26 protein-coding genes and 1 tRNA gene are annotated in these 25,773 nt (G+C 71.0%); 10 read left to right on the forward strand and 17 right to left on the reverse strand.

The window, feature by feature from the left end; all coding sequences use genetic code 11:
* Window positions 1-95: 95 nt before the first annotated feature.
* The 3 genes from IAG43_RS17075 (at window position 96) to IAG43_RS17085 (ending at window position 3,162) form a co-directional block, all read left to right on the forward strand.
* Complete coding sequence (locus IAG43_RS17075; RefSeq protein ID WP_187741588.1) at window positions 96-1,304, forward strand: DNA polymerase III subunit delta'; 1,209 nt, start codon at window positions 96-98, stop codon at window positions 1,302-1,304.
* Between the two features lie 123 nt (window positions 1,305-1,427).
* The gene (locus IAG43_RS17080) at window positions 1,428-2,969 is read left to right on the forward strand and encodes an alpha/beta hydrolase (RefSeq protein WP_187741589.1); all 1,542 of its coding nucleotides are present in this window, start codon (window positions 1,428-1,430) and stop codon (window positions 2,967-2,969) included.
* Window positions 2,970-3,088: 119 nt separating this feature from the next.
* Window positions 3,089-3,162 (forward strand) — tRNA-Thr (locus tag IAG43_RS17085).
* Between the two features lie 46 nt (window positions 3,163-3,208).
* Here IAG43_RS17085 and IAG43_RS17090 read toward each other — a convergent pair.
* From IAG43_RS17090 to IAG43_RS17155, 14 genes are all read right to left on the reverse strand, one after another.
* Complete coding sequence (locus tag IAG43_RS17090) at window positions 3,209-4,606, reverse strand: tyrosine-type recombinase/integrase (RefSeq protein WP_187741590.1); 1,398 nt, start codon at window positions 4,604-4,606, stop codon at window positions 3,209-3,211.
* Between the two features lie 64 nt (window positions 4,607-4,670).
* A complete protein-coding gene (locus IAG43_RS17095) occupies window positions 4,671-4,874 on the reverse strand; it encodes a helix-turn-helix domain-containing protein (protein ID WP_187741591.1) in 204 nt (67 codons plus the stop codon).
* Window positions 4,875-5,354: 480 nt separating this feature from the next.
* Window positions 5,355-6,830 (reverse strand): ATP-binding protein, encoded by a 1,476-nt coding sequence (locus IAG43_RS17100; protein ID WP_187741592.1) that lies wholly within the window; start codon window positions 6,828-6,830, stop codon window positions 5,355-5,357.
* 4 nt (window positions 6,831-6,834) lie between these two features.
* Window positions 6,835-7,686 (reverse strand): bifunctional DNA primase/polymerase, encoded by an 852-nt coding sequence (locus IAG43_RS17105; protein WP_187741593.1) that lies wholly within the window; start codon window positions 7,684-7,686, stop codon window positions 6,835-6,837.
* Window positions 7,687-7,972: 286 nt separating this feature from the next.
* Complete coding sequence (locus IAG43_RS17110) at window positions 7,973-10,108, reverse strand: FtsK/SpoIIIE domain-containing protein (protein ID WP_187741594.1); 2,136 nt, start codon at window positions 10,106-10,108, stop codon at window positions 7,973-7,975.
* An 86-nt stretch (window positions 10,109-10,194) separates the two neighbouring features.
* On the reverse strand, window positions 10,195-10,395 hold the full coding sequence (locus tag IAG43_RS17115; RefSeq protein ID WP_187741595.1) for a DUF6257 family protein: 201 nt from the start codon (window positions 10,393-10,395) through the stop codon (window positions 10,195-10,197).
* On the reverse strand, window positions 10,395-10,607 hold the full coding sequence (locus tag IAG43_RS17120; RefSeq protein ID WP_187741596.1) for a hypothetical protein: 213 nt from the start codon (window positions 10,605-10,607) through the stop codon (window positions 10,395-10,397). The genes IAG43_RS17115 and IAG43_RS17120 overlap by 1 nt, the downstream gene beginning before the upstream one ends.
* An 85-nt stretch (window positions 10,608-10,692) precedes the next feature.
* A complete protein-coding gene (locus IAG43_RS17125) occupies window positions 10,693-10,884 on the reverse strand; it encodes a hypothetical protein (RefSeq protein ID WP_187741597.1) in 192 nt (63 codons plus the stop codon).
* Window positions 10,885-10,903: 19 nt separating this feature from the next.
* On the reverse strand, window positions 10,904-11,293 hold the full coding sequence (locus IAG43_RS17130) for a DUF6251 family protein (RefSeq protein ID WP_187741598.1): 390 nt from the start codon (window positions 11,291-11,293) through the stop codon (window positions 10,904-10,906).
* Entirely contained in the window at window positions 11,277-11,630 is a 354-nt protein-coding gene (locus IAG43_RS17135; protein ID WP_187744505.1) for an RRQRL motif-containing zinc-binding protein, read from the reverse strand. The genes IAG43_RS17130 and IAG43_RS17135 overlap by 17 nt, the downstream gene beginning before the upstream one ends.
* Entirely contained in the window at window positions 11,630-12,454 is an 825-nt protein-coding gene (locus IAG43_RS17140; RefSeq protein ID WP_187744504.1) for a protein spdB, read from the reverse strand. The genes IAG43_RS17135 and IAG43_RS17140 overlap by 1 nt, the downstream gene beginning before the upstream one ends.
* Before the next feature lie 59 nt (window positions 12,455-12,513).
* Window positions 12,514-12,984, reverse strand: coding sequence for a Pycsar system effector family protein (locus tag IAG43_RS17145; protein WP_187741599.1), 471 nt, complete (start codon window positions 12,982-12,984; stop codon window positions 12,514-12,516).
* Window positions 12,981-13,244 (reverse strand): DUF6284 family protein, encoded by a 264-nt coding sequence (locus IAG43_RS17150; protein WP_187741600.1) that lies wholly within the window; start codon window positions 13,242-13,244, stop codon window positions 12,981-12,983. The genes IAG43_RS17145 and IAG43_RS17150 overlap by 4 nt, the downstream gene beginning before the upstream one ends.
* Before the next feature lie 89 nt (window positions 13,245-13,333).
* Window positions 13,334-13,762 carry a protein kilB gene (locus IAG43_RS17155; RefSeq protein ID WP_187744506.1) on the reverse strand — a complete coding sequence of 143 codons (429 nt, stop codon included), beginning with the start codon at window positions 13,760-13,762 and terminating at the stop codon, window positions 13,334-13,336.
* A 384-nt stretch (window positions 13,763-14,146) separates the two neighbouring features.
* Between IAG43_RS17155 and IAG43_RS17160 the strand changes: the two genes are divergently transcribed.
* Together IAG43_RS17160 and IAG43_RS17165 are read left to right on the forward strand one after the other, a co-directional pair.
* On the forward strand, window positions 14,147-14,935 hold the full coding sequence (locus tag IAG43_RS17160) for a GntR family transcriptional regulator (protein WP_187741601.1): 789 nt from the start codon (window positions 14,147-14,149) through the stop codon (window positions 14,933-14,935).
* Window positions 14,932-15,582, forward strand: a complete 651-nt coding sequence (locus IAG43_RS17165) for a YdcF family protein (protein WP_187741602.1) — start codon at window positions 14,932-14,934, stop codon at window positions 15,580-15,582. Before IAG43_RS17160 ends, IAG43_RS17165 begins: the two co-directional genes overlap by 4 nt.
* A 366-nt stretch (window positions 15,583-15,948) precedes the next feature.
* On the opposite strand, the gene IAG43_RS17170 is transcribed toward IAG43_RS17165, so the two are convergent.
* Window positions 15,949-16,791 (reverse strand): DUF4231 domain-containing protein, encoded by an 843-nt coding sequence (locus IAG43_RS17170; RefSeq protein ID WP_187741603.1) that lies wholly within the window; start codon window positions 16,789-16,791, stop codon window positions 15,949-15,951.
* Between the two features lie 618 nt (window positions 16,792-17,409).
* Window positions 17,410-18,030 (reverse strand): TetR/AcrR family transcriptional regulator, encoded by a 621-nt coding sequence (locus IAG43_RS17175; RefSeq protein WP_187741604.1) that lies wholly within the window; start codon window positions 18,028-18,030, stop codon window positions 17,410-17,412.
* A 71-nt stretch (window positions 18,031-18,101) separates the two neighbouring features.
* Here IAG43_RS17175 and IAG43_RS17180 point away from each other — a divergent pair, with 71 nt between their 5' ends.
* The 5 genes from IAG43_RS17180 (at window position 18,102) to IAG43_RS17200 (ending at window position 24,113) form a co-directional block, all read left to right on the forward strand.
* On the forward strand, window positions 18,102-18,956 hold the full coding sequence (locus IAG43_RS17180; RefSeq protein ID WP_187741605.1) for an SGNH/GDSL hydrolase family protein: 855 nt from the start codon (window positions 18,102-18,104) through the stop codon (window positions 18,954-18,956).
* A 336-nt stretch (window positions 18,957-19,292) separates the two neighbouring features.
* A complete protein-coding gene (locus tag IAG43_RS17185; protein ID WP_187741606.1) occupies window positions 19,293-21,119 on the forward strand; it encodes an acyl-CoA dehydrogenase in 1,827 nt (608 codons plus the stop codon).
* 152 nt (window positions 21,120-21,271) lie between these two features.
* On the forward strand, window positions 21,272-22,018 hold the full coding sequence (locus IAG43_RS17190; RefSeq protein ID WP_187741607.1) for a 4'-phosphopantetheinyl transferase family protein: 747 nt from the start codon (window positions 21,272-21,274) through the stop codon (window positions 22,016-22,018).
* A gap of 279 nt (window positions 22,019-22,297) precedes the next feature.
* Window positions 22,298-23,212, forward strand: a complete 915-nt coding sequence (locus tag IAG43_RS17195) for a helix-turn-helix transcriptional regulator (RefSeq protein ID WP_187741608.1) — start codon at window positions 22,298-22,300, stop codon at window positions 23,210-23,212.
* A gap of 22 nt (window positions 23,213-23,234) precedes the next feature.
* Window positions 23,235-24,113 (forward strand): helix-turn-helix domain-containing protein, encoded by an 879-nt coding sequence (locus IAG43_RS17200; protein ID WP_187741609.1) that lies wholly within the window; start codon window positions 23,235-23,237, stop codon window positions 24,111-24,113.
* Here the strand turns inward: IAG43_RS17200 and IAG43_RS17205 are convergent.
* Window positions 24,104-25,567 (reverse strand): cytochrome P450, encoded by a 1,464-nt coding sequence (locus IAG43_RS17205; RefSeq protein WP_187741610.1) that lies wholly within the window; start codon window positions 25,565-25,567, stop codon window positions 24,104-24,106. The two genes, IAG43_RS17200 and IAG43_RS17205, sit on opposite strands and share 10 nt — an antisense overlap.
* Window positions 25,568-25,773 lie beyond the last annotated feature (206 nt).

A 25,773-nucleotide genomic window follows, 5' to 3' on the forward strand; every position in this document is an offset into this window, starting at 1 on the left:
CGCGGGGGACGACGGCCGGGCCGGGGTGCCCGGCCGTCGGTGTCGGTGCCCTGGCCCACAATGGGAGACCGCAGCACGAAAGGCGGTGACGGCACATGGCCGTTTGGGACGACATGGTCGGTCAGGACCGGGTCGTGGCAGAGCTGACCACCGCCGCCCGGGACGCCGACGCGCTGGTCACCTCCCACGCGGAGGGGGGCACCCCGCCGGACGGTTCGACGATGACCCACGCATGGCTGTTCACCGGTCCGCCCGGCTCCGGGCGGGTCACGGCAGCACGTGCCTTCGCCGCCGCGCTGCAATGCGTCAGCCCCGACCGTGCCCTCGGCGCCGCACCCGGCTGCGGATTCTGCGACGGCTGCCACACGGCCCTGGTCGGCACCCATGCCGACGTCAGCTCGATCACGGCCGTCGGCTCGCAGATCCTCGTCGGCAGCATGCGCGACACCGTGCGCAAGTCCTTCACCGCACCGGCCAACGGCCGCTGGCAGATCATCCTCGTCGAGGACGCCGAGCGGCTGAACGAGCGCTCCGCCAACGCGGTCCTCAAGGCCGTCGAGGAACCCGCCCCCCGGACGGTGTGGCTGCTCTGCGCGCCGTCCGTCGAGGACACCCTGCCCACCATCCGCTCGCGCTGCCGGCTGCTGACCCTGCGCACCCCGCCGGTGGCCGCGGTGGCGGACCTCCTGGTGCGCCGGGACGGCGTCGAGCCCGAGGCCGCGGCGGTCGCCGCACGGGCGACCCAGGGCCACATCGACCGGGCCCGCCGGCTCGCCACCGACGAGCGCGCCCGGGCCCGCCGCAAGGCCGTGCTGGGGATGCCGCTGCGCGTGGACGACATCGGGCAGTGCCTGCGCGCCGCCCAGGACCTGGTCGACGCGGCGAGCGACGACGCCGCCCAGATGGCCGAGGAGATCGACGGCAAGGAGACCGAGGACCTCAAGGCGGCGCTCGGCGCGGTGGCCGGCGGACGGATGCCCCGCGGCACGGCCGGCGCGATGAAGGAACTGGAGGACACCCAGAAGCGCCGCCGGACCCGTGTCCAGCGGGACAGCCTCGACCTGGCGCTCTCCGACCTGGCCGGCTTCTACCGCGACGTCCTCGCGCTCCAGTTCGGCTCCGGGGTGCCGCTCGCCAACGGCGACATACGCGACGCGCTCGACCGGGTGGCCCGCTCGTCCGCCCCGGAGGCGACCCTGCGCCGCATCGAGGCGATCACCGCGTGCCGGACGGCGCTCGACACCACCACCGTCGCCCCGCTGCTGGCGGTCGAGGCGATGGCGGTCTCCCTGCGCACGGGCTGAGCGCCCTGCATCCGGCCCGGGGACGGAACCGCCCCCGGGGGTGACTCCACCTGGGCGTTTGACCGGATCACCCGTACGGGCAAGGACGGGCAGCGGCCGCCCGCTGCGATTACGCTCCGATGGATGGACACCAGGCGCCTGTTCCGCATCTTCGCCCTTCCGCTGGCCACGGCCGGTCTCTTCGTCTCCGGTTGCAGCGGCGGCGCGACGGCCGGCTCCGCACAGTCCGGTTCCTCGGGAGAGGGCGGGGCGGCCCCGTCCGCGGACCTGGAGCCGTACTACGCCCAGACGCTGAAGTGGCGCGAGTGCGGTGTCCCCGGCTTCGAGTGCGCCACCATGAAGGCCCCGCTGGACTACGCGGACGCCGACGGCGAGCGGATCGATCTCGCCGTCGCCCGCAAGAAGGCGACGGGCCCCGGCGAGCGCCTCGGCTCCCTGCTGGTCAATCCGGGAGGCCCCGGCGGATCCGCCGTCGGCTACCTCCAGGCCTACGCGGGCATCGGATACCCGGCGCCGGTGCGCGCCCGGTACGACATGGTGGCGGTCGACCCGCGCGGCGTCGCCCGCAGCGAGCCCGTCGAGTGCCTGTCCGGCCCGGAGATGGACCGGTTCACCCAGGTCGACCAGACCCCCGACGACAGCGCGGAGACCAAGAAGCTGACGACCGCGTTCAAGGGCTTCGCGGCCGGCTGCGAGAAGCGGTCGGGGCAGGTGCTGCCGCACGTGTCCACCGTCGAGGCGGCCCGCGACATGGACATCCTGCGCGCGGTGCTCGGCGACGAGAAGCTGAACTACGTCGGAGCCTCGTACGGCACCTTCCTCGGCGCGACCTACGCGGAGCTCTTCCCCGACCGCACCGGCCGCCTCGTCCTCGACGGGGCGATGGACCCGTCGCTGCCCGCCCGCACCATGAGCAGGGACCAGACCGCCGGCTTCGAGACCGCGTTCCAGTCCTTCGCCGCGGACTGCGTGGAACAGGCGGACTGCCCGCTGGGCCGCACCTCCGCCGAGGACGCCGGCAAGCGCCTCAAGGCGTTCTTCGCCGAGGTCGACGCCGAGCCCGTGCCGACCGGCGAGAGCCGGGCCCTCGGCGAGTCGCTGGCCACCACCGGCGTGATCGCGGCCATGTACGACGAGGGCGCCTGGCCACAGCTGCGCTCCGCCCTCGCGGCGGCGCAGAAGGGCGACGGCGCGCCGCTGCTGGCCATGGCCGACAGCTACTACGAGCGCGGGGCGGACGGCTCCTACGCCAACCTGATGTTCGCCAACGCCGCGGTGAACTGCCTCGACCTCCCCGCCGCCTTCGGCTCGGCCGAGGAGGTCCGGGCGGCCGTCCCCGAGTTCGAGAAGGCGTCCCCGGTCTTCGGCGAGGGCTTCGCGTACGCCTCCCTGAACTGCGGCTACTGGCCGGAGGAGGCCACCGGCAAGCCGCACCGCATCGAGGCGGAGGGCGCCGCGCCGATCGTCGTCGTCGGCACCACCCGCGACCCGGCGACGCCGTACAAGTGGGCCGAGGCACTCGCCGGCCAGCTGGAGTCGGGGCGGCTGCTGACCTACGACGGCGACGGCCACACCGCGTACGGCCGGGGCAGCGACTGCATCGACACGGCGATCAACACCTACCTCCTGGAGGGCACCGCCCCCAAGGACGGCAAGCGCTGCTGACCCCCGCCCGGGGGCCCCGGCGGACCTGGTTCGGGGCACCCCGAAGAACCCTGTAGACTTGGCGCCGCTGCTGATGAGAGCGTGTCTCCCGCGGGGACGGGTCTCTCGAACCGCAGCATGCCGCCTTAGCTCAGTTGGCCAGAGCAACGCACTCGTAATGCGTAGGTCTCGGGTTCGAATCCCGAAGGCGGCTCACCTGGAAGCCCAGCTCAGACACAGTCTGAGCTGGGCTTCTTAGTTCAGCGGATCCGGCGGCGGCGCTGTGCGCGGGCCGCGCGGGTGTCGGCGGTCTCAGTTCTGGTCTCAGACGGGCCCGGATCCGGGGGTGACGGCGGGGGCACGAAGAACTCGCCCATCCGCCTCATGGCGTCCTTCGACAGGTGGGACCGGCCCTTGACGTACCGGCGGGTCTGGCTGATCTGGGTGTGCCGCAGGATCTCCATGATCGTGGGCATGTCGACGCCCAGCTCGTTCAGGATCGTGCCGGCGGTGTGGCGGCTCCCGTCGTACAGTCGGCGGTCGTCGATCCCGGCTTCCTTGAGCAGCTCCTTGAACTCCTCGTAGTCGGCCCGAGGGTCGAGCGGGCGCCCGTCTGGTCGGGAGAACACCACGTCGTGCTCCTCCCACAGCTCTCCGGCGGCGGCCCGCAGGGCTTCCTGCCGGGCCTGGTGGTCGTGGAGGAAGGGCACGAAGACGGGCGGGATCGGGACCGCGTTCCGGCTCTTCCTGGTCTTCGGCCGGGTGAAGACCAGCCCGCCCTCCTTACGGTCCGGGCAGGCGCTCGCGTGCTTCACACACGCCTTGGTGCACGGCTTCGGGCAGCCGCGCTTGTAGCCGCGGTGCGTGGCGCAGTCGGACGCGCACGGCTCGAAGCGGTGCAGGCGCCGCCCGCAGGCGTGCGGGTCGGCGCAGCCGTGCCGCCAGGTGAGCCGTTGTAGCTGCCACTCGGGGCGGAACAGCTCGGCTTCGAGGTCGACGTACGACCACCGCAGGCCGAGCGTCTCGCCCTGCCGGAACCCCATGCCGACGCCGACGATCCAGCGCATGAAGGTCGGTCGCCGTGAGGCGGCTTCGAGGAACGCCTTGGCCTCCTCCTTAGTGAAGGGGTTCGCCTCGGTCTCGTCGATGCTGGGCGGGTCCACGAGGGTGGCGACGTTCTCGCCGATGATGCGGCGACGGTGGGCGATCTTCAGGGCGCGGGACAGGATGCGGTGCACCTTCACGACGTGTGAGGGGGCGCGGCCGGCGTCGAGCATGGACCGGTACATCCGCTCCAGGTGCTCGGGCTGCAACTTGTCGATGCGGTGCGCGCCGACGCCCGGGACGATGTCGTTCCGTGTCTTCGACCAGTAGTCGTCCAGGGAGCGCGGCTTGAGCTTCAGGCTTGCGATGTCGGTGAGGTAGGTCGTCATCCACGCGGCCACGGTCGGCTTCCGCCCGGCGGCCGGCGCGCGTCCCTGCTCGCGCAGGCGCTCCAGTTCCTTGACCTTCCGCTTGATCTCGGGCTCGGTCCGGGCCCTGCGGTGGCGTCGATCGGGACTGCCGTCGCTCTTCACGCCCATGGTGACGCGACCGTGCCACCAGCCGTCGTTACCGAGGTAGATGGACGATTCCATATTGGGCTTGCGGGGGCTCATGCGCTCCTCCATACGGGAGGCGCCCCGGGCGGGATGCCCGGGGCGCCTCGGTGGCTGTACGGGATCAGTTGGACAGGGGGGCGAGGTTTGCCACGTACGCTTCGAGGTCCGCTCGCCTGATTCGGCGCGTGCGGCCCAACTTGATGTACTTCAGGGCGCCTTCGGCCATCAGTTCGTAGACAGTCGAGCGGCCGATGGCGAGCGCTTCGGCGGCCTCCTCGGGCCTGTACAGCAGCCGGTCAACGGGGGCGGCAGTCGCGATGCTCATCCGGGTGCCTCCTGGGCAGTCGTCATGACTTCGGGGAGTTGGGCGGGGCGCTTGTTGCTGCATGTGTCCGAGGTAGGGATTTCTGCGTCATTGCGTCATCTGCGTCACTGCGCGCGTCTGGCCTGCGGTTTTCTTGTGACGCAGCGGGATGCGGGTGCGTCATGGGTGACGCAGGGCGTGCGTCACCCATGACGCAGGTGACGCGGGATGACGCAGGATTCGGGCTCTGCGTCACCGCCGTTGTGGCAGGTCACCGGCCGTTTCGGGCCGTCTGGTGACGCAGGTGACGCAGGTTCTCCTACTTAGGAAAAAGAGGGAGGGGTTCTGTAGTGGTGCCGGTGCGGCTTCGGAAGAGCAGTGGGGAGCCGCTTCGCGGCGCGACCATCAGCGGCGGCGAGCCGCCGAACTACAAGAGGAGCACCTCCCCGCGTGGCGCCGGGTGCTCTTCTTGCTTGTCCAAGCCGCGCCACGGTGGCGCGGTCAGTGCAGCGGGTCCTGCTGGTGTGCGGGCGGAGCTGCGGGGCGGGTCATGGCGATGTAGCGGGCGGCGCCGGTGCGGCCCCAGTCGACGACCACGCTGCGGGCGGCGAGGGTGGGTTGGAGGCGCTTGAGCCGGTCGGAGAGGACTTTGCCGGTCGTGGGCCAGCCTTTGGGAAGGGGGCGGCATTCCTCGCCGCTGTAGAGGCCGGTGAGGGCGTGCAGCCATTCCGAGGACGACATGCGCGCCTCTTCACCGGGCGTCATGCCGGCGGCGTGCTTCAGCACCGTCTGCGCGAGCAGGTCGCCTTCAATGACGTCGTCGTTCAGCTCGTCCTGGCTGGCCCGGTAGGCGGCGAGGCAGCTGAAGCCGGTCGCGGTGTCGAGCTGCGCGCACAGGTGGGCGAAGTCGGCCATCCGCAGGTCGGTCGGGATGTCAGCGTCGGCGGCCCTCACGGTGACGGTCAGGTCCAGCAGTGAGCCGAGGATGACGGGCAGCACCTCCGAGTACTCCGCCCACAGTTCCGCTTCGGTCCGGCGCACCTTCGGGCGCTCCAGGCGCAGGGGGAGCAGGCGTTCGGCGAGGTCGGGGCGGATGACGCCGACGTCGATGCCGGTGAGCAGCATGGGGCGGCGGTAGCCGATGCGGAAGACGTCTCCGTCGGTGAAGAGGGCGCGTTTGACGTCCTCGGCACCGGTGACGATGCGGCACATGGCGTCGGAGAGGTCCGGGGTCATGTGGGAGAGGTTGTCCAGGGCGGTGACCCATCCGGCGGCCACGGTCGTGGTCAGGTTCTCCTCGTCCTTCGGCGCGCGGCGCAGGTCGCCGCTCATGCCCTCGATGATCCGCACGAGCATCCGGCCGGCCGTCGACTTCCCCGCGCCCTGTGGGCCGGTGAGGAACGGCGCAGGAACGGGCACGGACGGGCCCAGGCAGCCGATGAGCCACGCGACCGCCAGACACTCGGTCTCCGCGGTGGCGAAGTTGCACAGCCGCAAGAGCAGGTCGATGCCCTTGCCGTTGGAGTCCTTCACCGGCAGCGGGAGTTCCCCGGTGAGCTGGGTCCTGCGCCAGCACACCTCGCGCGGGTCCGGCACAGCGACATCCCATCCGGTGGGGTGGATGCGCACGGACTGCCCGTCGGTGCGACCGAGGTCGAGCCAGGTGGCGCCGTCGAAGCCGGGCGCGACGCGGATGTGCACGGGCTGAGTCTCCTCGGTGAGCGCCAGAGCTTCGATCAGGTCGAGGGCTTCCTTGAGCGCGGTCCCGTTGAACACGCCGAGCCCGTCGCGGAAGAGGCCGACCATGAGTTCCTGCCGGTGGCTGCCCGTCGTGCCCTGCGAGCGGATGGGCCGCGCCACCGGGTGCCCCTTCCGCTGCGCGTAGACGGTGCCGTCGGCCGTGCGGAAGTACCGGAAGTGCGTCTGCGCGTAGTCGGTGATGACCTGCCGCGCCGGGTTCTTGTCGTCGTCGGACACGAGTTCACATCCCCAGCGCGGTGCGGGCGTTGGTCCACGCGTCGGTGCAGTGCCGCGGGCTCTCGCCCCGTGCCTGCGCGGCGGTGAACAGCCGGGCGACGTGCGTCTCGGTCAGGCAGCCACACCGGCCGTGGGTGGACAGCACCGCGAGGAACGTCCGGTACACGGTCGCGTGGATCGCGGTGTGGGCCTCGGTGATGCGCTGCTCCGCCATGGCGATCCCGCGCTCCAGGAAGACCGGGGTGCGGTGGCGGCACTCCCCGCCACCGACCGGCACGTCCGGCCAGACGGCGGACTGCGCCGGCCGAACCGCGGGGCCCCGGTCGGCGAGAGCGCACACAACGTCGGGCAGGGCGGTCATGGTGCCGGTGCCAGGGGCGAGGTAGCGGGCGTAGGCCATCGTGGACTTGATGTCCACGCCCGGCCGGACCCCGTTGGCGGACCGCATGAGACCCCGGTAGATCCAGTGCTCACCTCGCGTGGTGACCACGGTCCGGGTCGGCGGAAGCGCGGTACGGGCCCAGCCGATGGCGTCCGCGTCGTCGAGGTCGACGACGGTGAGCCCGGCCCCGCCCGGGTGGTAGGCAACGGCAGCCGCGGTGCGCCACAGCGGTGCCCACCCGGGCGAGGCGACGACGGCCCGGTCGGTGGAGGCGGCGGCCCAGCCGTGGCACGGCCGCAGGCACGCGCAGGCCCCTGCGGTCTTCATGTTCGGCCGCCCACCGCACGCGTTGTCCCGGCAGTCGGGGCAGTTGCCGAACGGGACCTTCCCGGCCCGCAGCGGCAGCACGGGCACGCCCGCGTCCGTGAGGGCGAGAGCCGTTCGGAGGTAGTCGTTCGTGGTCGGTTGCGTCATGCTGGAGGTCTCCAGATCTGTGGATGCTGGTAGACGAGAGCGGCCCCGGAACTTGGCGGAACGGGGGCCGCTCTCGGCGTATGCGGAATCTCTGGTCCCGATGGGTCAGGGAGGCGCGGGTACCCCCTTGAGTGGTGCGTGTGGAGGGGGTTTCGGGGTGCTGACCTGCGGTGCCTCCCTGCCTCCCTGGTAGATCGTCTTCGCAGGTCAGGGCCAGGGAGGCGGGTCAGGGAGGGGTTCAGGGAGTTCTCCCTGCCTCCCTGACGTTTCCGGGGTGCGCTCCCTGTCATCCTTCGACGGAAGCGGAACCGTCTTCGGTGCGGTTGGTGAGGGCGCGCTGCACGCGGTCGCGGCCGACGACCATGCGGCCGTCGGACTTGTAGGGCTCGGCCCCGGCGTCCTCCAGGACGCGCTTGAGGTCGCCCGGCGTCCACGATCCGTAGGCGTCCTCACTGAGCGCGGACAGCCGCTTGAGGACATCCGCCGTGAGCACACGGGGCGTGTCGCCGAGGACGGTGGCGATGTCGGCGAGCGCGTCGCGCTCCTCACCGTGCTCGATCACGGTGAGGGTGGTGATGCCGTCGCGCAGGGCCTTGGCCCGGTCGGTGATGACCTCGGCGGCGTCGTCGTTGATGTAGTGCGTGCGCACGGTGATGGACGACTGGCCGGCCGGGATGGTGATGCCGGACGACGCGAGTACGAGCGTGCCCTGATCCAGGCCGGGGCGGAGCAGGTTGGGGGCGGCGCCGCCGTCGACGGCCTTGTCCCCCAGCGCCATCCGGGCCTGAGACTCCGTGCCCAGCGCGAGCGAGGCGCGGGTGTGGGCACCCTCGCGCACGAGCTTGGGCAGGTTCTCGTTCGTGGGGTCCTGCGTGCCCTGCCACATCAGGACGTTCACGGCCCGGCCCTGGTTGTGAATCTTGCGGACCGCCATGAAGTACCGGGAGTTGGCCTTGGCCCCGCCGTAGGGGCGCTTCTCCTCGTCCTTCGCCGGGCACATGAACGCCACCTGCGCTTCGTCGACGAGCACGATCAGGGGCGGGAATGTAGTGCCGGGCGGGGCCTGGATGCGGCGGTTCATCTCGTCCACCGCGCCTTCGACCATCTCGACGACCTGCACGACGTGCTCGTCCGTCGGGCCCTGAATGAGTACCTGCGCGAGGCCGTCGAACATCTTCCAGTCGCCCACGCCCTTGAGGTCGCCCAGGAGGAACTGGACCGACTTGTCGAGGGCGAGCCACAGGGCGAGCGAGCGGAGCGCGACGGTCTTGCCCTGGTTGGACAGGCCGGTGATCAGGAGGTGGCGCTGGTACAGGGACAGGGCGGCGGCGTCGCCGCGCAGGTCCTGCCCCCACGGAGCCTTGCCCTTGGTGTAGTCCGCGGTCATGGTGTCGTCCGTGACGAGCGGGGACGGGCCGATCGGCTCGTCCAGCGCGCCGGAGTCGGCCACCCACAGCCGCACCGTCCGCGCCGCGACCGGGATGGTGATGAACACCTCGTGTTCGTGCCGGGACAGGTTCTCGGCGAGCTTGCGGCGCTTGCCCTGCACCTCGTTGGTCGACACCCCCGAGGGCAGGGTGACGTCGACTTCGATGCCGCACCCGGCGATCGTGATCGGCCCGAGCATCGACGCTCCGGCGTCGCCCATCTCCTTGATGGCGTTCCGCAGCGGGCCGATGCCGAGGTCGCGCAGGGCCTTGACCACGATCGACGGCGTGATGGGCTCCCCATCCGTGCTGCGCGCGGTGGCGGGGAGGGCCCAGTTGGGGGCGGCCTGGCGGTGCCGGCCGACGGTCCACACCCCAGCCAGGGCGACCCACGGGCCGACGGCGACGAGCGGTCCCCACATGACGGTGACGAACGTGACCATGAAGTGGATCAGGTCGACCAGCGCCATCAGCGGCGTGACCACGTCGGACGGTTCCTTGGTCGCTATGGCCAGTGCGATGCCGATGACGAGTAGCCCGCCGATGGTGCCGCCGGTGCCGTAGGCGGCGTTCTTCGCCAGCCGCTCCGGCGATGTGATCAGGTCCATGCGCCGCTTGTGCCGGGCCGCGCGGAACGCGGCCCCGCGCTGCTCCCAGTCGGCGGCAGCCTCGTAGTTCCCGGCCGCTTCCGCAGCGCGGATCATCCGCTCGTACCGGGCGGCGGTGCGGCCGTCCCACGCCCGCTTCGCCACGACCCGGGTGCCGCCGAGGACGTAGGACCCGTGGCGGACGACGACACCGGCCGCCGTGCGGGTGCGTGGGTGTGTGGCGATCGTGCGGGCGGTGCGGCCGGTGCGGACCCACAGCGGCACCGGCCGCACCACGGGCGGCTCGTCGACGACGGACAGAACCGCGACCGGGGCCGCGGCTTCTGCCGGCGGCTCGTCCGTGCTGGTGGTGGGGTTCTTGAACAGGGGAACGACGTTCTCCGTCATGCTGGTCTTCTCCTGCTGCTCGAAGGGTGGTCAGGGGCCCGGGGCGGCCGGGATGCTTGGCGGCTGTCGACCGCCCCGGGGCACAGCTACTTGCGAGCGCTGTTCTTCTTCGCGTCGCGCTCCTCGCGCTTGCGGGCGCGGTCGATGACGCGCTCGACCTTGCGCTCCAGGTCGCCCTGGTAGACGTGCTCACCGGCGAGACCGCGCTTGGCCATCCGCGCGACGTAGTAGGCGACTGAGGCCGTCTCCCCGGCCGTCAGGCGCGGCTCGTCCGCGTAGCGGGGCATCAGACGGCGTCCGTGGCGGGCATGGCCCGGCAGGTCTCGGCGTGCTGCTGCGCCCACTCGCGGGTCTTGGAGTCGTAGAGGTAGATCGAGTACGTGTCGCCGCAGCCGCGGCACTCGGCGGTGTGGTGGCCGTTCCTGGTGAACGTGGCGTCGACGGTGATCTCGTGATCACCGGTGATTTCGGCGGCGCGGGTGAGATAGCGGGCGTTCATGTGGGTCCTCTCGCAGGGCGGACCGGACTGTCCGGCACCCCGCCCCCACCCGGCCCAGGAAGGCCCGGGTGGGGACAGGCGACCGTCAGGCGGGCCGCAGCTCGTGCGGGTGGCACAGCACCGGGCCGACCAGCAGACCGACCCCGTGCACGGTCCACCGGCCGCCGGTCAGCACGCCGGGCGCTACCTCGTCGACAATCCGGCCGGTACGCCCGGCCGCTCGCGGGTCGTCCTCACACGCGACGATCCGCACCCGCTGACCTGCCGTGAACCTCATGAGCAGGGCTCCTTCAGGGTCAGCGGCGACGGCCGCGGGCCTTGCGGACGGTCTTCGCGGCGGCCTTGCCGTCCGCGCCGCCGACCGACTTCATGACGGTGACGACGCCCCAGGCGCAGACGGCGGCCAGGAGCGCGAGCAGGGCGAGGTTCGCGGCCATGGCGGTGAGCACGCCGACGAGCAGCGGGCCGAAGTACACCCCGGCCGCCACCGTGCCCGCTCCGACGCCCGTGCCGAGGGCGAGGCGCTGAACGGTGCGGTCCGGCGGCGCCTGGTGGAAGTGCTGGTGCACGACCTGCGGCCCGGCGAACGTTGCGGGCGGCACGGTCGGTGCCTGGTGTGCGGGGAGGTAGGCGTGGGTGCCGTCGGGGAGCTGCACCACACGCGGGATGTCAGGCAGCGACTCCATGAGGATGCTCTCCTTCGGGGTAGGCGCAGGGCACGCAGGTGCCGAGCGCGGCGGGGATGACGTAACCCGCATCCGTCCCGCAGCCGGAGCACTGCCGGCGGGCGGCAAGCGCCTTGGCGAGCGCGGCCCGGCGGGCGGGTGTCATCGGGCGGACGGGCTTGGCCCGGTCGATGCGGTAGAGGTAGGCGACCAGCGGCCCTCGCCCGCGACGGCGGGGCCGCTCCAACTGCGCGGCGACGTCCTGCCCGCCGGGCCGGAGTCCGAGCGCGCGCAGCTGGCGGCGGGTCGCCAGGCCGTCCGGGGCGAGCCGCCACCGGAACACCGGCAGCGCGCCCATCACGCGACGCGCTTCCACGCCGCCCGAAGACGGACTTCAGAGGCGGAGTGCCCGGCCGCGCGGAACCTGACGGCCATCTCCCGGTAGGAGAGGGACGGGGTCTCGCTGTGCCGGATGTCGTCCACGAGCCTGTCCAGCTCGGCGTCCGTGAGTGCCGGGCCGGGCTCCAGGGCGAGGGATGATACCAGCTCGACGGGTCCCCAGACGGGGAGTTCCCAGGTGGGTGTGACGTCGGGTGTGACGCGGCTCGTCACGCAGGTCAACGCCCTGGACGTGTCCTCACCGGCCCGGGTGGATTCGAGCGTGGACCATGCCTTGGACAGGCTCTTGGCGGTACGGGCCTGGACGCGTGCGACGCGTGCCCCGGCGGCCGTCACGGCCGTCAGGCGGGTCTCCTCGGTGGTGGCTTCTGCCCGCAGCCGGGCCCGTGCCACCGCGGCTTCGTCGCGCGCTTCCTGCTGGATGCCGTGGATGGAGGCGAGCGCGCCCGGGGTTAGCGCGGTGCGCTCCCACAGGCCGTGGACGAGCCACAGGGCCTTCGCTGCGAGCGGGAGCCAGGCGACGGCGAGCCACGCTTCGGGCGACTCCTCGCCGAGCGCGTGCCCGACGAGAACGGCGGTGGCGATGAGGCCGAAGAACCAGCCCACGGCGGTGACCGGGGTGGAGTGGTCGCCCTGTGCGGCGAGGCGGCGTTCGTAGGCGAGGGTGGCGAGCCATCCGCCGTCGATCCCGATGCCGACGACGAGTGCGACCAGCGTCGGCATCGACGTGCCCAGCCACATCACGACCACGGCGAGGGTGAGCACCATGGAGACGGCCGTCATGGCGACGGCGGGGAACTTGGTCTTCACGCCCGCGGAGAGTCCGTGCTTCAGTGTGAGCTTCACAGGGCACCCCCGGCGGTGATGAGCGCGGCGAGGACGAGCAGGGCGCCGCCGACGCAGATGCAGTCGACGGCGCGCTTCAAGCGGAGGAACTTGGCGACGGCGATGCGGGACAGGTTCGCGATGTCCTGCCCTCGCCGGTCCTCGGCGAGGACGTTGCGGACCTGGTCGCCGGTGAGCGTCGCCCACAGCGGGAACCCGGCCACCGGACGGCCGCTCAGGTTCGGGCGCACCGCCCGCAGCAGCAGCACGACCGCGACCAGCAGCACCCCCGCCCCGGCCGCCCCGACCACGATCGCCAGGATCGAGGGCTTGGCGTCCTTGGCGAGGGTCGCGGCACCGGCCAGCACCACGCCGATGAACGCCAGCAGCAGCGAGGCCTTCGTGTCGATCCGGGCGATCTCCGCCTTCACCTCCGCGTGCGCGCCGGCCAGACCGGACTCCGCCGTGTGAACGCCGGCCGCCGTCACGCCGCACCGTCGATCGTGCCGGTGGTGCGGTTGGTCAGGTCGCGGCGGGCGGCCATCACCCGGTTACGGGCCCGGCGCAGCCGCCGGGTGTCCAGCTCGTTCGGGACGCGGTCCAGGGTGGTGATCTGCGCGTCCAGCAGATCGACCTCCGCAAGGATCAGCGGCATCTCGCGGTCGATCGCGTCCAGCTCAGCGGCCGTCGGCCCGGCGTCCGGGACAGCGGCGGTAACAAGGTTCTGACGTGCAACGATGGGCTTCATGAGTCGTGGTCTCCCTAGCAGGTTTCACGGCTCGACAGCGGCCCCGGAGGTGCAACTCCGGGGCCGCGCGCCGTGCATGGATGGGTCAGTCAGGCGGCGCTGGCCGCGTGGGCGACGAAGCGGTCGCACGCGACGATCGCGGCCGTGCGGGCGGCAGCGAGCGTCTCCGTGCTCGCCGCGCCACGCAGGGCGTAGACGGCGGAAGCCGCGCCCTGCGCGGAGTCGAGGAGATCGGGCGCGAGGACAGCCAGAGTGGTCATGGGCGCGGTGATCGCGCTCCGGGTGGCATGACTCTCGGCGCGGGCCGCCTCGTAGGAGGCGGCGTCCGCACCGGACAGGCGCAGGTCCTCGCGGACCCACATCGCACGGCGGTGGTCGGCCAGCGCCGACGTCAGCGCGGTCACGGCAGCGAGCCGCTCACGCCGCAGCGCGGCCCGCTCGCTGCCGCGCTGCTGAAGCAGGTAGGCGGTGACCGACCCGAGTAAGGTCCCTGCCACCGCGATCACACTCGCCCACATAGGGCACTCCCCTCCGTTGAAGATCCGGACCATCCGGCTCCCCTCAGCGCTGCTCGTACGAGACGAGCAGCGGAGGCAACCGGCCGCAGCGCACAGGCTGCGGGGGCTTGAGCGCGCGGCCCCTGTGCCGCGCCGGCCGCCTTGTTGTGCCAAGGACAGGCGGCAAGTCCTCATCGCGCTGTTCAGTTCTCAACGACCCATCGCTTCCATTGAGCCGACCCGCCTACACGGAGCTCTCCGGGCGCCAGGAGCAGCCCGAGAAGAGCCCTCCCGCGTTCGCTGTCCTGGGACTGCGAAGCGCTTGACATGACTGTGACGCACAGTCCCAGGACTGTCAACAGTCCTGGGACTGTGTTTCACTGGACTCAGTCGAGAGGAGTTCGCGTGGCACCGAAGTGGCGGGAACTGGCGGACAAGCTCGCGGGGCAGATCCGGAACGGGCAGTACGCCCCTGGGCAGCAGCTTCCGCAGATTCGCGACCTGGTCGAGGCGGGAGAGGGGTCGAAGACCACTGTCCATGCGGCCTACAAGGCGCTTGAGGCTGAAGGGCTGGTGACTTCTTCTCGTGGGCACGGCACCGTCGTACGGGAGCAGGCGCCGCTCAAGCGTCTGGGAATTGCCCGATACGACAAGGCGAAGTGGCGCGACGGTGACGAAGTAGCTTTCATCGCGGACCGGGTCGCTTCCGGACGGGCGTACAAGCGCGGCGAGCAGACGCAGACAGTCAGTCGCATCCTGGCGCCGCCCGCTGTCGCGAAGGCGCATGGGCTGCCTGAGGGTGCCGAGGTGTATGCACGCGCTCGGCTGGTTAAGGAGGGTGACCAGCCCACGCACACACTGACCAGCTACTACCGCCCCGAGCACGTCGAGGGCACGCGCATCGTCGACCCGAGCCCCGGCCCCGCCGGCCGAGGAGGAGGCTTCCGAGTGCTCTATGACGCGGGATACGAGATCGACCACATGCGGGAGGAGCTATTCGCCCGGGCCGCCAGGCCGGAGGAGGCTGAACAGCTCAAGCTCCTTCCAGGAGAGTGGGTGGTCGAGCTGCACCGCAGCACGTTTACCGCAGGCGGCACGCTGGTGGAGTTCGCGATCGGCGTGCACGCTGCGACGCGCTTCGCCTGGGCGTACGACTTCAAGGTGCCCGACTCGGCGGCGGAGGAGAGGCAGTGATCTCTGCCCAGAACTGGGTCGACGCTGAACGATTGTGGGAGTTTCAGCAGATGGGCCACGAGTTGCGCCCTTGCTCCGTCGGTCTCGGTCTGGGTAGCCACGACTTGGGCGTGGCGGACGTCTCCGCCGACCTGTACCGGCGCGGTCTGTTTCCGGTCGTCGTCTTCACCGGGGCAACCAGTCGCACGACCGAAGGTCGCATGCCCCGGGGCGAGGCTGAGCATTATCGCGACCGTGCGCTGGAGCTGGGGGTGCCAGCGTCCGCGATCCTTGTTGAACCTAACGCTCGGAACACGGGTGAGAACATCTGGCTGTCCCGCGCCCTGCTTGCCGAGCAAGGTATGGATGTCAGCTCGGTGCTTCTCATCAGTAAGCCGTACGAGGAGCGCCGGGCGTACGCGACCGCCAGGAAGCTCTGGCCCGATGTCGACATCGTGAGCGCATCCGCGACCATGAGTCTTCACGAGTACGTGGACTCCATCCAGGATGCCCATCTCGTGCTGGACATGCTTGTCGGGGCCCAACAGCGATTGTTCGTCTACCCGAAGCGCGGATTCATGATCGAACAGCCTGCTCCAGTCGACGTCGTCATGGCATACGAGCGGCTGTGCGACGGAGGGTTCACCAGTCGCCTCATGGCCGACTGAGTTCAGGCGCCGGTCTCTCTCACCGAGGTACAAACACCTCCATCATCAAGGTGACTCACTCCGTTCGCCGCGCGGCCCCGGCTCCGCCGGCCGTGCGGCTAGAGCGAGCACATCTGATGCCGTGGACGCTAGCCCGATGTGGCTAGGCCCGGTCGGCTCCACGGACATGGGCAGCCGCCATGGGGCGCGCCTCGAAGATCGGGGCCCACATTGGGCGAACGGGCAGGTCCACCGGCTGCCCGAATTCGCTGACCAGCGCACAGGCCTCGATCTCACGCCCCATGGCAGTTCCTGCCCAAAGCCGCTCCGCCGACCTCTGGAATTCAGCCCCGCCCGTTTGCGAGATGGGTGATCGGTGCTGGACCACTAGATGACCGCTTGTTGTCCCTGTTGTGGTTGATCGAGCTGCTGTTCCCGCATTCGCTGCTCCGCTCGCATTCCTTCAATGGTGGAAGCGAATGATTCCATATTGGCTCCGTCATCGGAATTGTTGTACGGGGCAATGCCTAATTCGAGTGCTGTAATGTGCTGTTCCATGCTGTCCGCCGTCTGTTGGAGGTTGAAAGCCCTTTCGCGCGGCTTGAAGTATCCAGAAGCGGCCGTCACTACAGTAACGATAGACCCGAGGGCAATCAGAATGCCTTTCGCAGGCTGCGGCGGGTCGTACCACGCTGTGACACCAGAAACGGCTGCGGAGCCAACGAAGAGCAACCACTGCATGAATAGATGCAGGCGTCGGTAGTGAGCAGACTCCACCCGGAGTCTTGCGATCTCCCCCGGCAGGCGCTCCCTGTACGAGGATTGTCGCTCGATGGCTGGAGGAGTCAACCTACGGGCTTCGAGAATGCGACGCTCTTCGGCTAGTTCCAAATCGAGCTTAAGGCTTCTCAGGGACTTCTTGGAATCCCTCCACGGCGTATCCGCACTGAACTCGGCATAGAGTTGAACGACAGTAGCAAACAAGAGGAAGACGCATGCCCCGCCAAAGATGCTCACGATTGCCGAAGGTGCGTCGGCGTGTAGCCAAAAATAGACTTTTGCGATGGCTCCAGCGCAGATCAGGGTGATCAGGGTAAGTGGCGTCCCGTAGAGTCCGGCCACTTGTAAGCGGCGGTTCTTTATTCGCTGGCTAAGGTCTGCAATATCTGTACGATATTGAATCAATGCGTCAGTGGTGCTCTCCCCGGCGGAGGGGGGGTCGATAGCCATTGACGATCCTTCCGATGCGCATGCTGAAGACGTTAGTTATGGTATGCAGTCAACGATCTCGATGGGGCGATTGTCTGAAGGTTGGCCTCGCGGGACAGGGAGCGGCTACCCCAGTGCCCGCCCGGATGCAAGCCTTGTCCCTCCACCAGGGGAACTCGCCCGATGCAGCCGCGCTCTGCGCGTGGCTCTGCCCGTGCCAGACATGCGGGGAATCACGGGAACGAAGGGCATCTTGGTTGCCTGCGCTTGGCTCGGCCATGCCTCAGAAACTGTGCAGTCAGGCCATGCCTTGTGCCCGCTCTTGTAGGGCGAGGCTCACGATCGACTGCTGACCACCTAGGCACCGTGCGGTGGCGGTCTCAGTTAGGGTCTCAGTGGCTGCCCACTCCGCCCTAGTTCGTCTCCGTCCGTCGGCATCCGAAACGAACGCTGGGCAGGGAAGATTGTCCCCTGACGGACCTACGTGGATCGCTCAGGACCGAGGTCCGACAACTCGTAATGCGTAGGTCTCGGGTTCGAATCCCGAAGGCGGCTCCGCCGGAAGCCCGGCCCGGACAGTGTCCGGGCCGGGCTTCGTCGTTGTGCGGGCGCCGGGCAGCCTGCCCGGCCGCGTCGGGGTCAGAGGGCCGCGGTCACGGAGCGTTCGGCCGCGGCGGGGTCGTCGCCCGCCGCCACGGCGAAGTCGCGGAGCAGTCCGGTCATGGTCTCGTCCGCGCCGTGGCGGCCCACGAAGTAGCCGGCCGCCTCGAGTTGGGCGAGGCCGTGCATCTGGCACCAGAGCTGCCAGGCGAGCAGGGACGAGGTGCCGTCGCGGAACCGGCCGGCCGCCATGCAGCGCCTGATCGCGGCGTGTGGTATCCGCAGGACGTCCAGGCCCATGACCCGGTCCTCGTCGGTGAACTCGAAGCCGGCGAGCCGTGATCCGCCCAGCATGACCGCGTAGACGTCGGGCTCGGCGCGGGCGAACTCCTGGTACGTGACGCACAGCCGGGCGAGCCCGGCCACCGGGTCGTCGTCCTGGGCGGCCTCGACCGCCAGCAGGCGCTCCGCGAACCGCGCGAAGCCCTCCCGCATGGTTTCCCGCACCAGCGCCGGCATGGAGCCGAAGTGGGTGTAGACCGCCATGGTGGAGACCCCGGCCGCCTGGGACACGTGGCGCACGGTGAGTGCGGCGGGTCCCTCCTCGGCCAGGATCCGGGCGGCCTCGTCGAGGAGTTTGCGGCGGATCCCAGTTGACACGCCGCAATCATAACGCTGTTATTGAAGCCATGGCCATAACGGCGTTATGGGGGAGTGGAATGCTCACTGCGATGATCAAGGAAACCGTGCGGGGGCAACGGCCCCGGCTGCCCGACGCCGCCGGCGACGCGGGTGGGACCACCGGCGACGGGCCGCCGCTGCGCCTGCTGCTGCTCGGGGACTCCACGGCCGCCGGGGTGGGCGCCGAGCACCACCGGGACGCCCTCGCGGGGCAGGTCGCCACCGCGCTGACCGCCCTCACCGGCCGGAGCGTGAGCTGGCGGGTGGCCGCAAGGTCGGGGGCGACCGTGCGGGAGATGAGGTCTCTGCTGCTCGGGCAGCTGACGGACCCGACCCGGCGGTGGGAGCCGGACCTGATCCTCCTGGCGGCCGGCACCAACGACGCCATGCGCGGGCGGCGGCCCGGAGCCTTCCGGCAGGACGTCGAGCGCCTGATCGGCGACATCCGGCTGCGGCTCGGGCGTGACGTGCCGATCGCCCTCGCCGGGCTCCCCGACCTGGCGCCCCACCAGGGGCTGCCGCCGCACGTGAGGGGGCCGCTCAGCTCGTACGTGAGGCTGCTGGACCGGAAGTTCCGGCAGGTCGCGGTGCGCGGCGAAGTGCTCTTCCACGTGCCCGCGGGCGGACCGCCCCGCTTCGCCGGCGGGTGGCTGGCCTCCGACCGCTTCCACCCGTCGGTGCCCGGCTACCGGGGCTGGGCGCGCAACCTCGCCGCGGGGATCGCGACGTTGCTGGAGACGGGGGTGTGCCCCGGGCCCGCCGCGACGCCCGTGGCGGACGAGGCCGGTGCCGTGGTGGACGAGGCCGGTGCCGGTGCAGTGGCCGGCGGCGTGGCGACGGGCGGGTCCGGCGGGGCGGCGACGGTCGGTGCCGTGGGGGACGGGGCGGCGGCCGTCCGCAGCTGAGGGGCCGGGAGCGGTGCGGCCGAGCCGCGTGCGGCCCGGCCGCTAGGGCGTGTTGCGAGAGTCTCCACCGGCCCGCGACGCCTGGCACGCACCCTCGCCGCGTTGTCGGAGTCATCCGCGTACGACCGGTACGAGGATGCTCCTCTCCGCCGTGCGATCGCACGCACCGGACGCCGCAGGCCCCGCCCTCCGGGCGGACGGAGCTGCTTTCGCCACCCCGCCCCAGGGCCGGCCGCGAGGGTGGCGGCGACCGCCCGGCAGGCGGGGGCCCCTGTGCACGACGGCCCGGCTCCACACCACAGCTCATCCTTGCCCACAGAGACGGAGCTCCACGGCATGAGCCACTACATAGCCAACCTGCGCGACCTGAGGTTCAACCTCTTCGAGGTCCTCGGCCGCGAAGCGGTGTACGGGAACGGCCCGTTCGCCGACATCGACCGTGCCGCGGCGGAGGACATCCTCGCCGAGATCGGCCGGCTCGCCACCGACGACCTCGCCGACTCGTCGGTCGAAGCCGACCGGACGCCCCCGGTGTTCGACCCGGCGACCGGCACGGCGCCGCTCCCCGTCGCGTTCAAGAAGGCGTACGAGACCTTCATGGACGCCGAGTGGTGGCGGCTCGGCCTGCCCGCCGAGCTGGGCGGCACCGACGCCCCGCCCTCGCTCTTCTGGTCGTTCGCCGAACTGGTCCTGGGCGCCAACCCCGCGCTCTGGCTCTATTCCGGCGGAGTCAGCTTCGCCCGGGTGATCCAGGAGCTCGGGACCGAGGAACAGCGCGCCGTCGCCCGGCTGATGGTGGAGCGCCAGTGGGGCGCGACGATGGTGCTCACCGAGCCGGAGGCCGGTTCCGACGTCGGAGCGGGGCGCACGAAGGCGGTGCGGGAGGCCGACGGCTCGTGGCGCATCGAGGGCGTGAAGCGCTTCATCACCAACGCCGAGCACGATCTGTCCGAGAACATCGTGCACTTCGTGCTCGCCCGCCCCGAGGGCGGCGAGCCCGGGACCAAGGGCCTGTCCCTGTTCCTGGTGCCCAAGTACGAGTTCGACTGGAGCACCGGCGACCTGGGCAGGCGCAACGGCGCCCGGGTCACCGGCGTCGAGCACAAGATGGGCCTCAAGGTGTCGAACACCTGCGAGATGACGTTCGGCGACGGGGACGTGGCGAGGGGCTGGCTCCTCGGCGAGAGGCACGACGGCATCCGGCAGATGTTCCGGATCATCGAGTTCGCCCGGATGATGGTCGGCACGAAGGCGATCTCGACGCTGTCGACCGGGTACCTGAACGCCCTGCGGTACGCCAGGGAGCGGGTGCAGGGCGCGGACCTGACGCAGGCCGCCGACAAGAAGGCCCCCCGCGTCACCATCACCCACCACCCCGACGTGCGGCGCTCGCTGATGATGCAGAAGGCGTGCGCGGAAGGGATGCGGACGCTGTTCCTGTACACGGCGTGCGTCCAGGACGACATCGTGGTCAAGAAGCGGGCGGGCGCCGACGCCGGGGACAGCCGCGCGCTGAACGACCTGCTCCTGCCGATCCTCAAGGGCTACGGCTCCGAGCGCGCCTACGAGCAGCTCAACCAGTCGCTCCAGATCTTCGGGGGCTCCGGCTACCTGCAGGACTTCCCGATCGAGCAGTACCTCAGGGACGCCCGGATCGACACCCTCTACGAGGGGACGACGGCGATCCAGGGGCAGGACTACTTCTTCCGGAAGATCGTCCGCGACCAGGGGCGGGCGCTCTCCGCGCTGGCCGGGGAGATCAAGGGGTTCCTGGCCGCCGCCGGCGACCGGGCCGAGCTGAAGGACGCCCAGGCGGAGCTGGCGGAGGCCCTGGCCGAACTGGAGGCGATGGCCGCGGTCATGGTGGAGCAGCTGACCGACTCGGTGCAGGACGTCACGTCGCTCTACCGGGTGGGCCAGAACACGACCCGGTTCCTGATGGCCAGCGGCGACGTCGTCGTCGCGTACCTGCTGCTGCGCGCGGCGGCCGTGGCGGTCGACAGGCTGCCGGACGCGCGGGGCGCGGACCGTGACTTCTACGCCGGGAAGGTGGCGGCCGCGGCGTTCTTCGCCGCGGAGGTGCTTCCCCAGGTGGCCGTCCGGCGCAAGCAGGCCCAGAGGACGGACAACGCCCTGATGCAGCTGCCGGAGGGCGCCTTCTGAACGACCGGCGGCCGGGGCGGGCGGCGTCGGTCCGTACGCCCCGGCCGCATGGCAGCAAGCGGAAACGGCCTGCTCGGCCACTGCCGCGGGCGGTTAGGTTGGCCGGGCCCGCGGCACCGCGGGCACGACATCAGGAGAGGCGGTGGCGGGCCATGCCGAGCGGCACGGATGCGACGGCGGCCGCCGCGGTGGCGGTGGTGGCCGGCACGGACGAGGTGCTGGCCCACGGCGAGGCGGACGAACGGCTACTCACTCCCGTGGAGCGGCTGCGTGCCGCGCGGTTCCGGCGGGAATCGGCGCGGCGGGACTTCGTGGCCGCCCATCTGCTCGCCCGGATCTGCGCCGGGCTGCTGTTCGGCGCGGGCCCGGCCGGGACGGCTCTGGCGCAGCGCTGCGGTGACTGCGGGGAGGACGGCCACGGCAAGCCGTACCTGCCGGACCACCCGGCCGTCGCGGTCAGCATGGCGCACACCCCCGGTGTGGTCGCGGCCGCGGCCGGCGGGGCGGTGATCGGCATCGACGTGGAGCTCGTCTCCCGGCGGCCGGCCGGGCGGGAGCTGCTGGAGCGGGCGCTGAGCGGCAACGAGCTCCGCCAGATCGGCCGGCAGGACGATCCGCAGGCGCTGTTCCTGCGGCAGTGGGTGCGCAAGGAGGCCATGGTGAAGGCGGGCCGGGCGGACCTGGGCGCGCTGCACGAACTGGACCTCTCCGGGATGCGCATGGGGGCGCGGAGACGGGGGGACGGCGGTGCCTCCTGGGTGCAGCACGGGCGGTTCGAGGCCCTGCACGTCCTCGACCTGGCCGACGACCGGCTCGGGGCGCTGGTGAGTGTGGCCAGTGCCGCGCCGGTCCGTCTCGCCGCCCTGTCCTCCGCTGCAGGTTCGGCTCATTCCGCTTGAGAGCCCATGCCGGAATGGGGTGGCAAGAACCTGCAACTTTGTTGCTGTCCAGGGGTTCTTGAACAGATAGTGCTAAGGGCCGGTTCCGCGGAATGGTGACCCATCGGTAACTGACTCGCGAGTACTGCTTCGGGATTCAACTTCGACCCGGCCGTCGTGCGGCCCGGCAATTGAGTTATTCTCTGCAGGTGCTGGAATGCGAACGGGGGTTCGATCGGCACAGTGACGTGTCGAGCCGCACCCCGCGGAATGCGTGTGGGATTCGGGGGAGTGCGAATTGTGGGCGGGGAAGGCGAATCGCAGCGGCAGAGTCCCGGACCGGGGAATTCCATCGACCATGAGCAATCGAATTCCCGGCGCCGGTCCGCCGACGACCTGACCGCCGGAGCCGACGGAGTGGACGGGGTGCTCCACCGGGCGCGCGCCCTCATCGAGTCCGTGGAGGCCGACCGCCTGCACGGCGCACGCCCGGAGCGGCTCCTTTCGACGCAGGACGAGGGGGCGCTCCGGCGCGCGCTGGCGCACCTCGTCGTCGGCGAGGTCCGCGGCATCGGAGTGGTGCTGCCGGACCAGGGGGCGGAGGACGAGGTGCTGCGGGTGGCCTCGGCCTGCCGGGCGGCGGCCTCCGGGGACGCGGCGGTGCGGCTGCTGTGCGCCCCCGGGGTGAGCCATCTGGAACCCGTGCGGGAGGCGCTGCGCTCCCTCGCCCCCTGTGAAATGCGCACGTCGGAGGGGGCGTTACGGGAGACGGTCCTGCTGCCTGGCAGGTTCGCCATGATCTGGCCGGACCTCGGTGCCGAGTCCCGGCAGGTCCTCGTCATCCGCGACGCGGCGGTGGTCGGCACGCTGTCCTCGCTGTTCGCGGTGGCCTGGGCGAACGGTTCCCGGCCGGCGGACCGGCCGAGCCGGTTCGGCCGGGCGCGCAGCGAGGTGGGGCGCCGGATCCTCGGGTCGCTGATGGCGGGGCAGATCGACGAGGTGGCCGCGCGCGACCTCGGGATGCCGTTGCGCAGCTACCGGCGGCACATCGCCGAGATCATGCGTGAAATGGGGGCGAGTTCGCGATTTCAGGCCGGTGCCCGTGCAGTCGAATTGGGGCTCCTGCCGGCCGAGGCAATGCGTTCGGCTGCCGCACCGGATACGCCCGGGACATCCGCGCAGGATGGCGACGGGCTGACGCGGCATGCATCTTGAATACACATTCACGGGGGAAAGCGTGAACAAGCAGTGCACTTCCGCCGGTCTGCCGGCGGGCGGAGACACCACTTCCCATGACGACCCGGCCTGTGTCCCCGACGAGTTCGGTGAGGCCCTGGCGGACATCCGCCGCCTGATCGACACGGCCGTCGACAGATATCGCGCCATGTCGTTGCGGAATCAACTGATCGAACCCCTGGAGCCCGGGCAGGCGACGCTCCGCGAGGCCATCATCGAGGTCATCGCCGCCGCGGAACGCTCCCTGGACGTCGTGATCTCGGCGGAGGCGGCCCGCACGGAACAGCTCTGCGCCGACCTCCAGTCACTGCTCCTGGCGATGGGAAAGCAGTGCCGGGTGCGCGTCCTGGTCAACCAGGCGATGCTCGACCAGCGCCTGGGCGACGAGCGGCGGGGAGAGGGCTGCCCCATGGACATCCGGGTGGCCTCCGTGCCGTTCCTGGAGGCGGTCATCGCGGACGGCCGGGCCGCGGTGATGCGTACCGACAGGGGCGGGCAGACCTCGCTGGTCCGCGCGAAGGTCGTGACCGACGCGCTCCTGGCGCTGTTCGGCAGCGCGTGGCGCACGGCCGCCCCGCTCGGCACCGAGAGCGGCCTCGACCGCCCGGAGGGCAGCCGGCACGCGGGGCGGATACTGCGGCGGCTCTACGCCGGGGTCACCGACGAGGTCGCCGCACGGGAGCTGCGCATCTCGGTCCGCACCTACCGGCGGTACGTGGCGGAGATCCTGGACTCGCTGGGGACGAAGTCCCGGTTCCAGGCCGGTGTGCTCGCGGCCGACGCGGGGCTGCTCTCCGTGCGGCCGCCGGCCGGCCGCGACGGGGCGGTGGGCCGGGCCCTCCCGGGACCGGCCCACCCCTTCGGCCGGTCTCAGCCCTGAGCGCCGCTCCAGGGGCACGCCGGTGAGCCGGTGGCGCCGCCGTCCGGCCGGGCGCGGCGCTCCGGCGCCCCGCCCCCGGCGGCGGCCGGCGCGGGAAAGGTCCGCCGCTCGACCCTCATGGGGATCCCGCCCCCGGGGCGCAGGGTGACCATCGGCTCCTCGGCCGGCGGCGGTCCGGGCACGGAGTGCAGGCGCACCCGTTGGGCGAGGGCGGCGAGCACCACGTGGCCGTTGAGCAGGGCGTGGTGGTTGCCGATGCAGACCCGGTGCCCGGCACCGAAGGGCAGATAGGCGTGACGGGGTATCCGCGCCTCGCGCTCGGGGGAGAAGCGGTCCGGGTCGAAGCGTCCGGGGTCGGGGAAGTAGTCGGCGCGACGGTGCAGCGCGTAGGGGCTGAACACCACGGTGGCGCCGGCCGGAAGGCGGTGACCGAGGATGTCGACGTCCTCGGTGGCCTGCCGGGTGAACATGTAGACGGGCGGATAGAGGCGCATCGCCTCCTTGAACACCTGGAGGGCGTAGGGGAGCCGGGGCAGGTCGTCCAGGGCCGGCGGCCGGCCGCCGAGCACCCCGTCCACCTCGTCCGTCAGCCGCTCGTAGACGTCGGGGTGTCCGGCGAGCAGGTGGAGGCTCCAGGCGAGACCGGTGGCGGTGGTCTCGTGGCCGGGCATGAACATGTTCAGTGCCTCGTCCCGGATCTGCTTGTCGCCGATCGGGGAGCCGTCCTCGTGCCGGGTCTCCATCAGGAGGTTGAGCCAGTCGTCCGGCCGGCGGTCCGCGGCCCGCCGGTCGGCGAGGATGGAGTAGAAGGTCCGCTCCAGGCGTTCGATCGCCCGCCGGTAGCGGAGGTTGGCCGGGGTCGGCCACTTGATGGTCAGCGGGACCAGGGCGCTCGCCATGGAGTCGAAGCCGTGGATGGCGTCGGTGAGGGCGTTGCCCAGCTCGTCCGCGTCGTCCAGGATGTCGCGGCTGAACAGGTTCTGGCCGACGACGCCGAGGATCAGCCGGACCATCTCGCGGCGCACGTCGACCACGTCGCCGTCGGACCAGCGCCCCGACACCGTCGCGGCGACGCGTGCGGCGATGTCCGCCGACGGCTTCACCGCCGCGTTGTGGAACCGCGGCTGGATCATGCGGCGGTTGTGCTTGTGGTCCTCGTTGGTGGCCGTCAGGAGGCCGTCGCCGAGCAGGGGCCGGGCGAAGGCGCGGAAGCGGTCGGTCTTCTCGAAGAGCCGGCCCTTCCGGATGAGGATCTCGTGCACCAGCTCGACCGAGTTCGCCAGGTGGAAATCGTCGCCGGCGATCCTGTACACGCCGAGGTCTCCGCAGTCCTGATACGTGCGGGAGAAGAGGGAGAGCCGGTCCTGCTTGAACTCCCAGGTGTTTCCGATGAGCGGGCTCCCTTTGAGCCGGCGCACCGTCGGATCGGTCGGGGAGAGGGCGGCTGGGGACATTCTCACGCCTTCCGTCGTCGACAAGCCGCGAACGGACGCGACTTTCGGATTCAACACCATGGAAATGTTCACGGGCGCGGTCCGGAAGCCCTGGGCAGGTAACTGCCAGACCGGACATCTTGTTGACACCTCGGTGAACTCCGCGGAAGGTCCGGGCCGACCCGTCCTATCGTCGGCGGCGGTAGTCGCGGGTGTGCTGCGCCTTC

Source organism: Streptomyces genisteinicus, assembly GCF_014489615.1.
In the GTDB taxonomy this organism is placed as follows: Bacteria; Actinomycetota; Actinomycetes; order Streptomycetales; family Streptomycetaceae; genus Streptomyces; species Streptomyces genisteinicus.

Excerpts from the sequence above, each read along its gene's own strand:
- IAG43_RS17205 (WP_187741610.1), bottom strand. The coding sequence starts at position 25,567 with ATGTCCCCAGCCGCCCTCTCCCCGACCGATCCGACGGTGCGCCGGCTC.
- IAG43_RS17090 (WP_187741590.1), bottom strand. The coding sequence starts at position 4,606 with ATGAGCCCCCGCAAGCCCAATATGGAATCGTCCATCTACCTCGGTAAC.
- IAG43_RS17140 (WP_187744504.1), bottom strand. The coding sequence starts at position 12,454 with ATGACGGCCGTCTCCATGGTGCTCACCCTCGCCGTGGTCGTGATGTGG.
- IAG43_RS17155 (WP_187744506.1), bottom strand. The coding sequence starts at position 13,762 with ATGTGGGCGAGTGTGATCGCGGTGGCAGGGACCTTACTCGGGTCGGTC.
- IAG43_RS17075 (WP_187741588.1), top strand. The coding sequence starts at position 96 with ATGGCCGTTTGGGACGACATGGTCGGTCAGGACCGGGTCGTGGCAGAG.
- IAG43_RS17095 (WP_187741591.1), bottom strand. The coding sequence starts at position 4,874 with ATGAGCATCGCGACTGCCGCCCCCGTTGACCGGCTGCTGTACAGGCCC.
- IAG43_RS17105 (WP_187741593.1), bottom strand. The coding sequence starts at position 7,686 with ATGACGCAACCGACCACGAACGACTACCTCCGAACGGCTCTCGCCCTC.
- IAG43_RS17110 (WP_187741594.1), bottom strand. The coding sequence starts at position 10,108 with ATGACGGAGAACGTCGTTCCCCTGTTCAAGAACCCCACCACCAGCACG.
- IAG43_RS17120 (WP_187741596.1), bottom strand. The coding sequence starts at position 10,607 with ATGAACGCCCGCTATCTCACCCGCGCCGCCGAAATCACCGGTGATCAC.
- IAG43_RS17185 (WP_187741606.1), top strand. The coding sequence starts at position 19,293 with ATGAGCCACTACATAGCCAACCTGCGCGACCTGAGGTTCAACCTCTTC.
- IAG43_RS17130 (WP_187741598.1), bottom strand. The coding sequence starts at position 11,293 with ATGGAGTCGCTGCCTGACATCCCGCGTGTGGTGCAGCTCCCCGACGGC.
- IAG43_RS17190 (WP_187741607.1), top strand. The coding sequence starts at position 21,272 with ATGCCGAGCGGCACGGATGCGACGGCGGCCGCCGCGGTGGCGGTGGTG.
- IAG43_RS17170 (WP_187741603.1), bottom strand. The coding sequence starts at position 16,791 with ATGGCTATCGACCCCCCCTCCGCCGGGGAGAGCACCACTGACGCATTG.
- IAG43_RS17150 (WP_187741600.1), bottom strand. The coding sequence starts at position 13,244 with ATGAAGCCCATCGTTGCACGTCAGAACCTTGTTACCGCCGCTGTCCCG.
- IAG43_RS17125 (WP_187741597.1), bottom strand. The coding sequence starts at position 10,884 with ATGAGGTTCACGGCAGGTCAGCGGGTGCGGATCGTCGCGTGTGAGGAC.
- IAG43_RS17115 (WP_187741595.1), bottom strand. The coding sequence starts at position 10,395 with ATGCCCCGCTACGCGGACGAGCCGCGCCTGACGGCCGGGGAGACGGCC.
- IAG43_RS17180 (WP_187741605.1), top strand. The coding sequence starts at position 18,102 with ATGATCAAGGAAACCGTGCGGGGGCAACGGCCCCGGCTGCCCGACGCC.
- IAG43_RS17080 (WP_187741589.1), top strand. The coding sequence starts at position 1,428 with ATGGACACCAGGCGCCTGTTCCGCATCTTCGCCCTTCCGCTGGCCACG.
- IAG43_RS17135 (WP_187744505.1), bottom strand. The coding sequence starts at position 11,630 with ATGGGCGCGCTGCCGGTGTTCCGGTGGCGGCTCGCCCCGGACGGCCTG.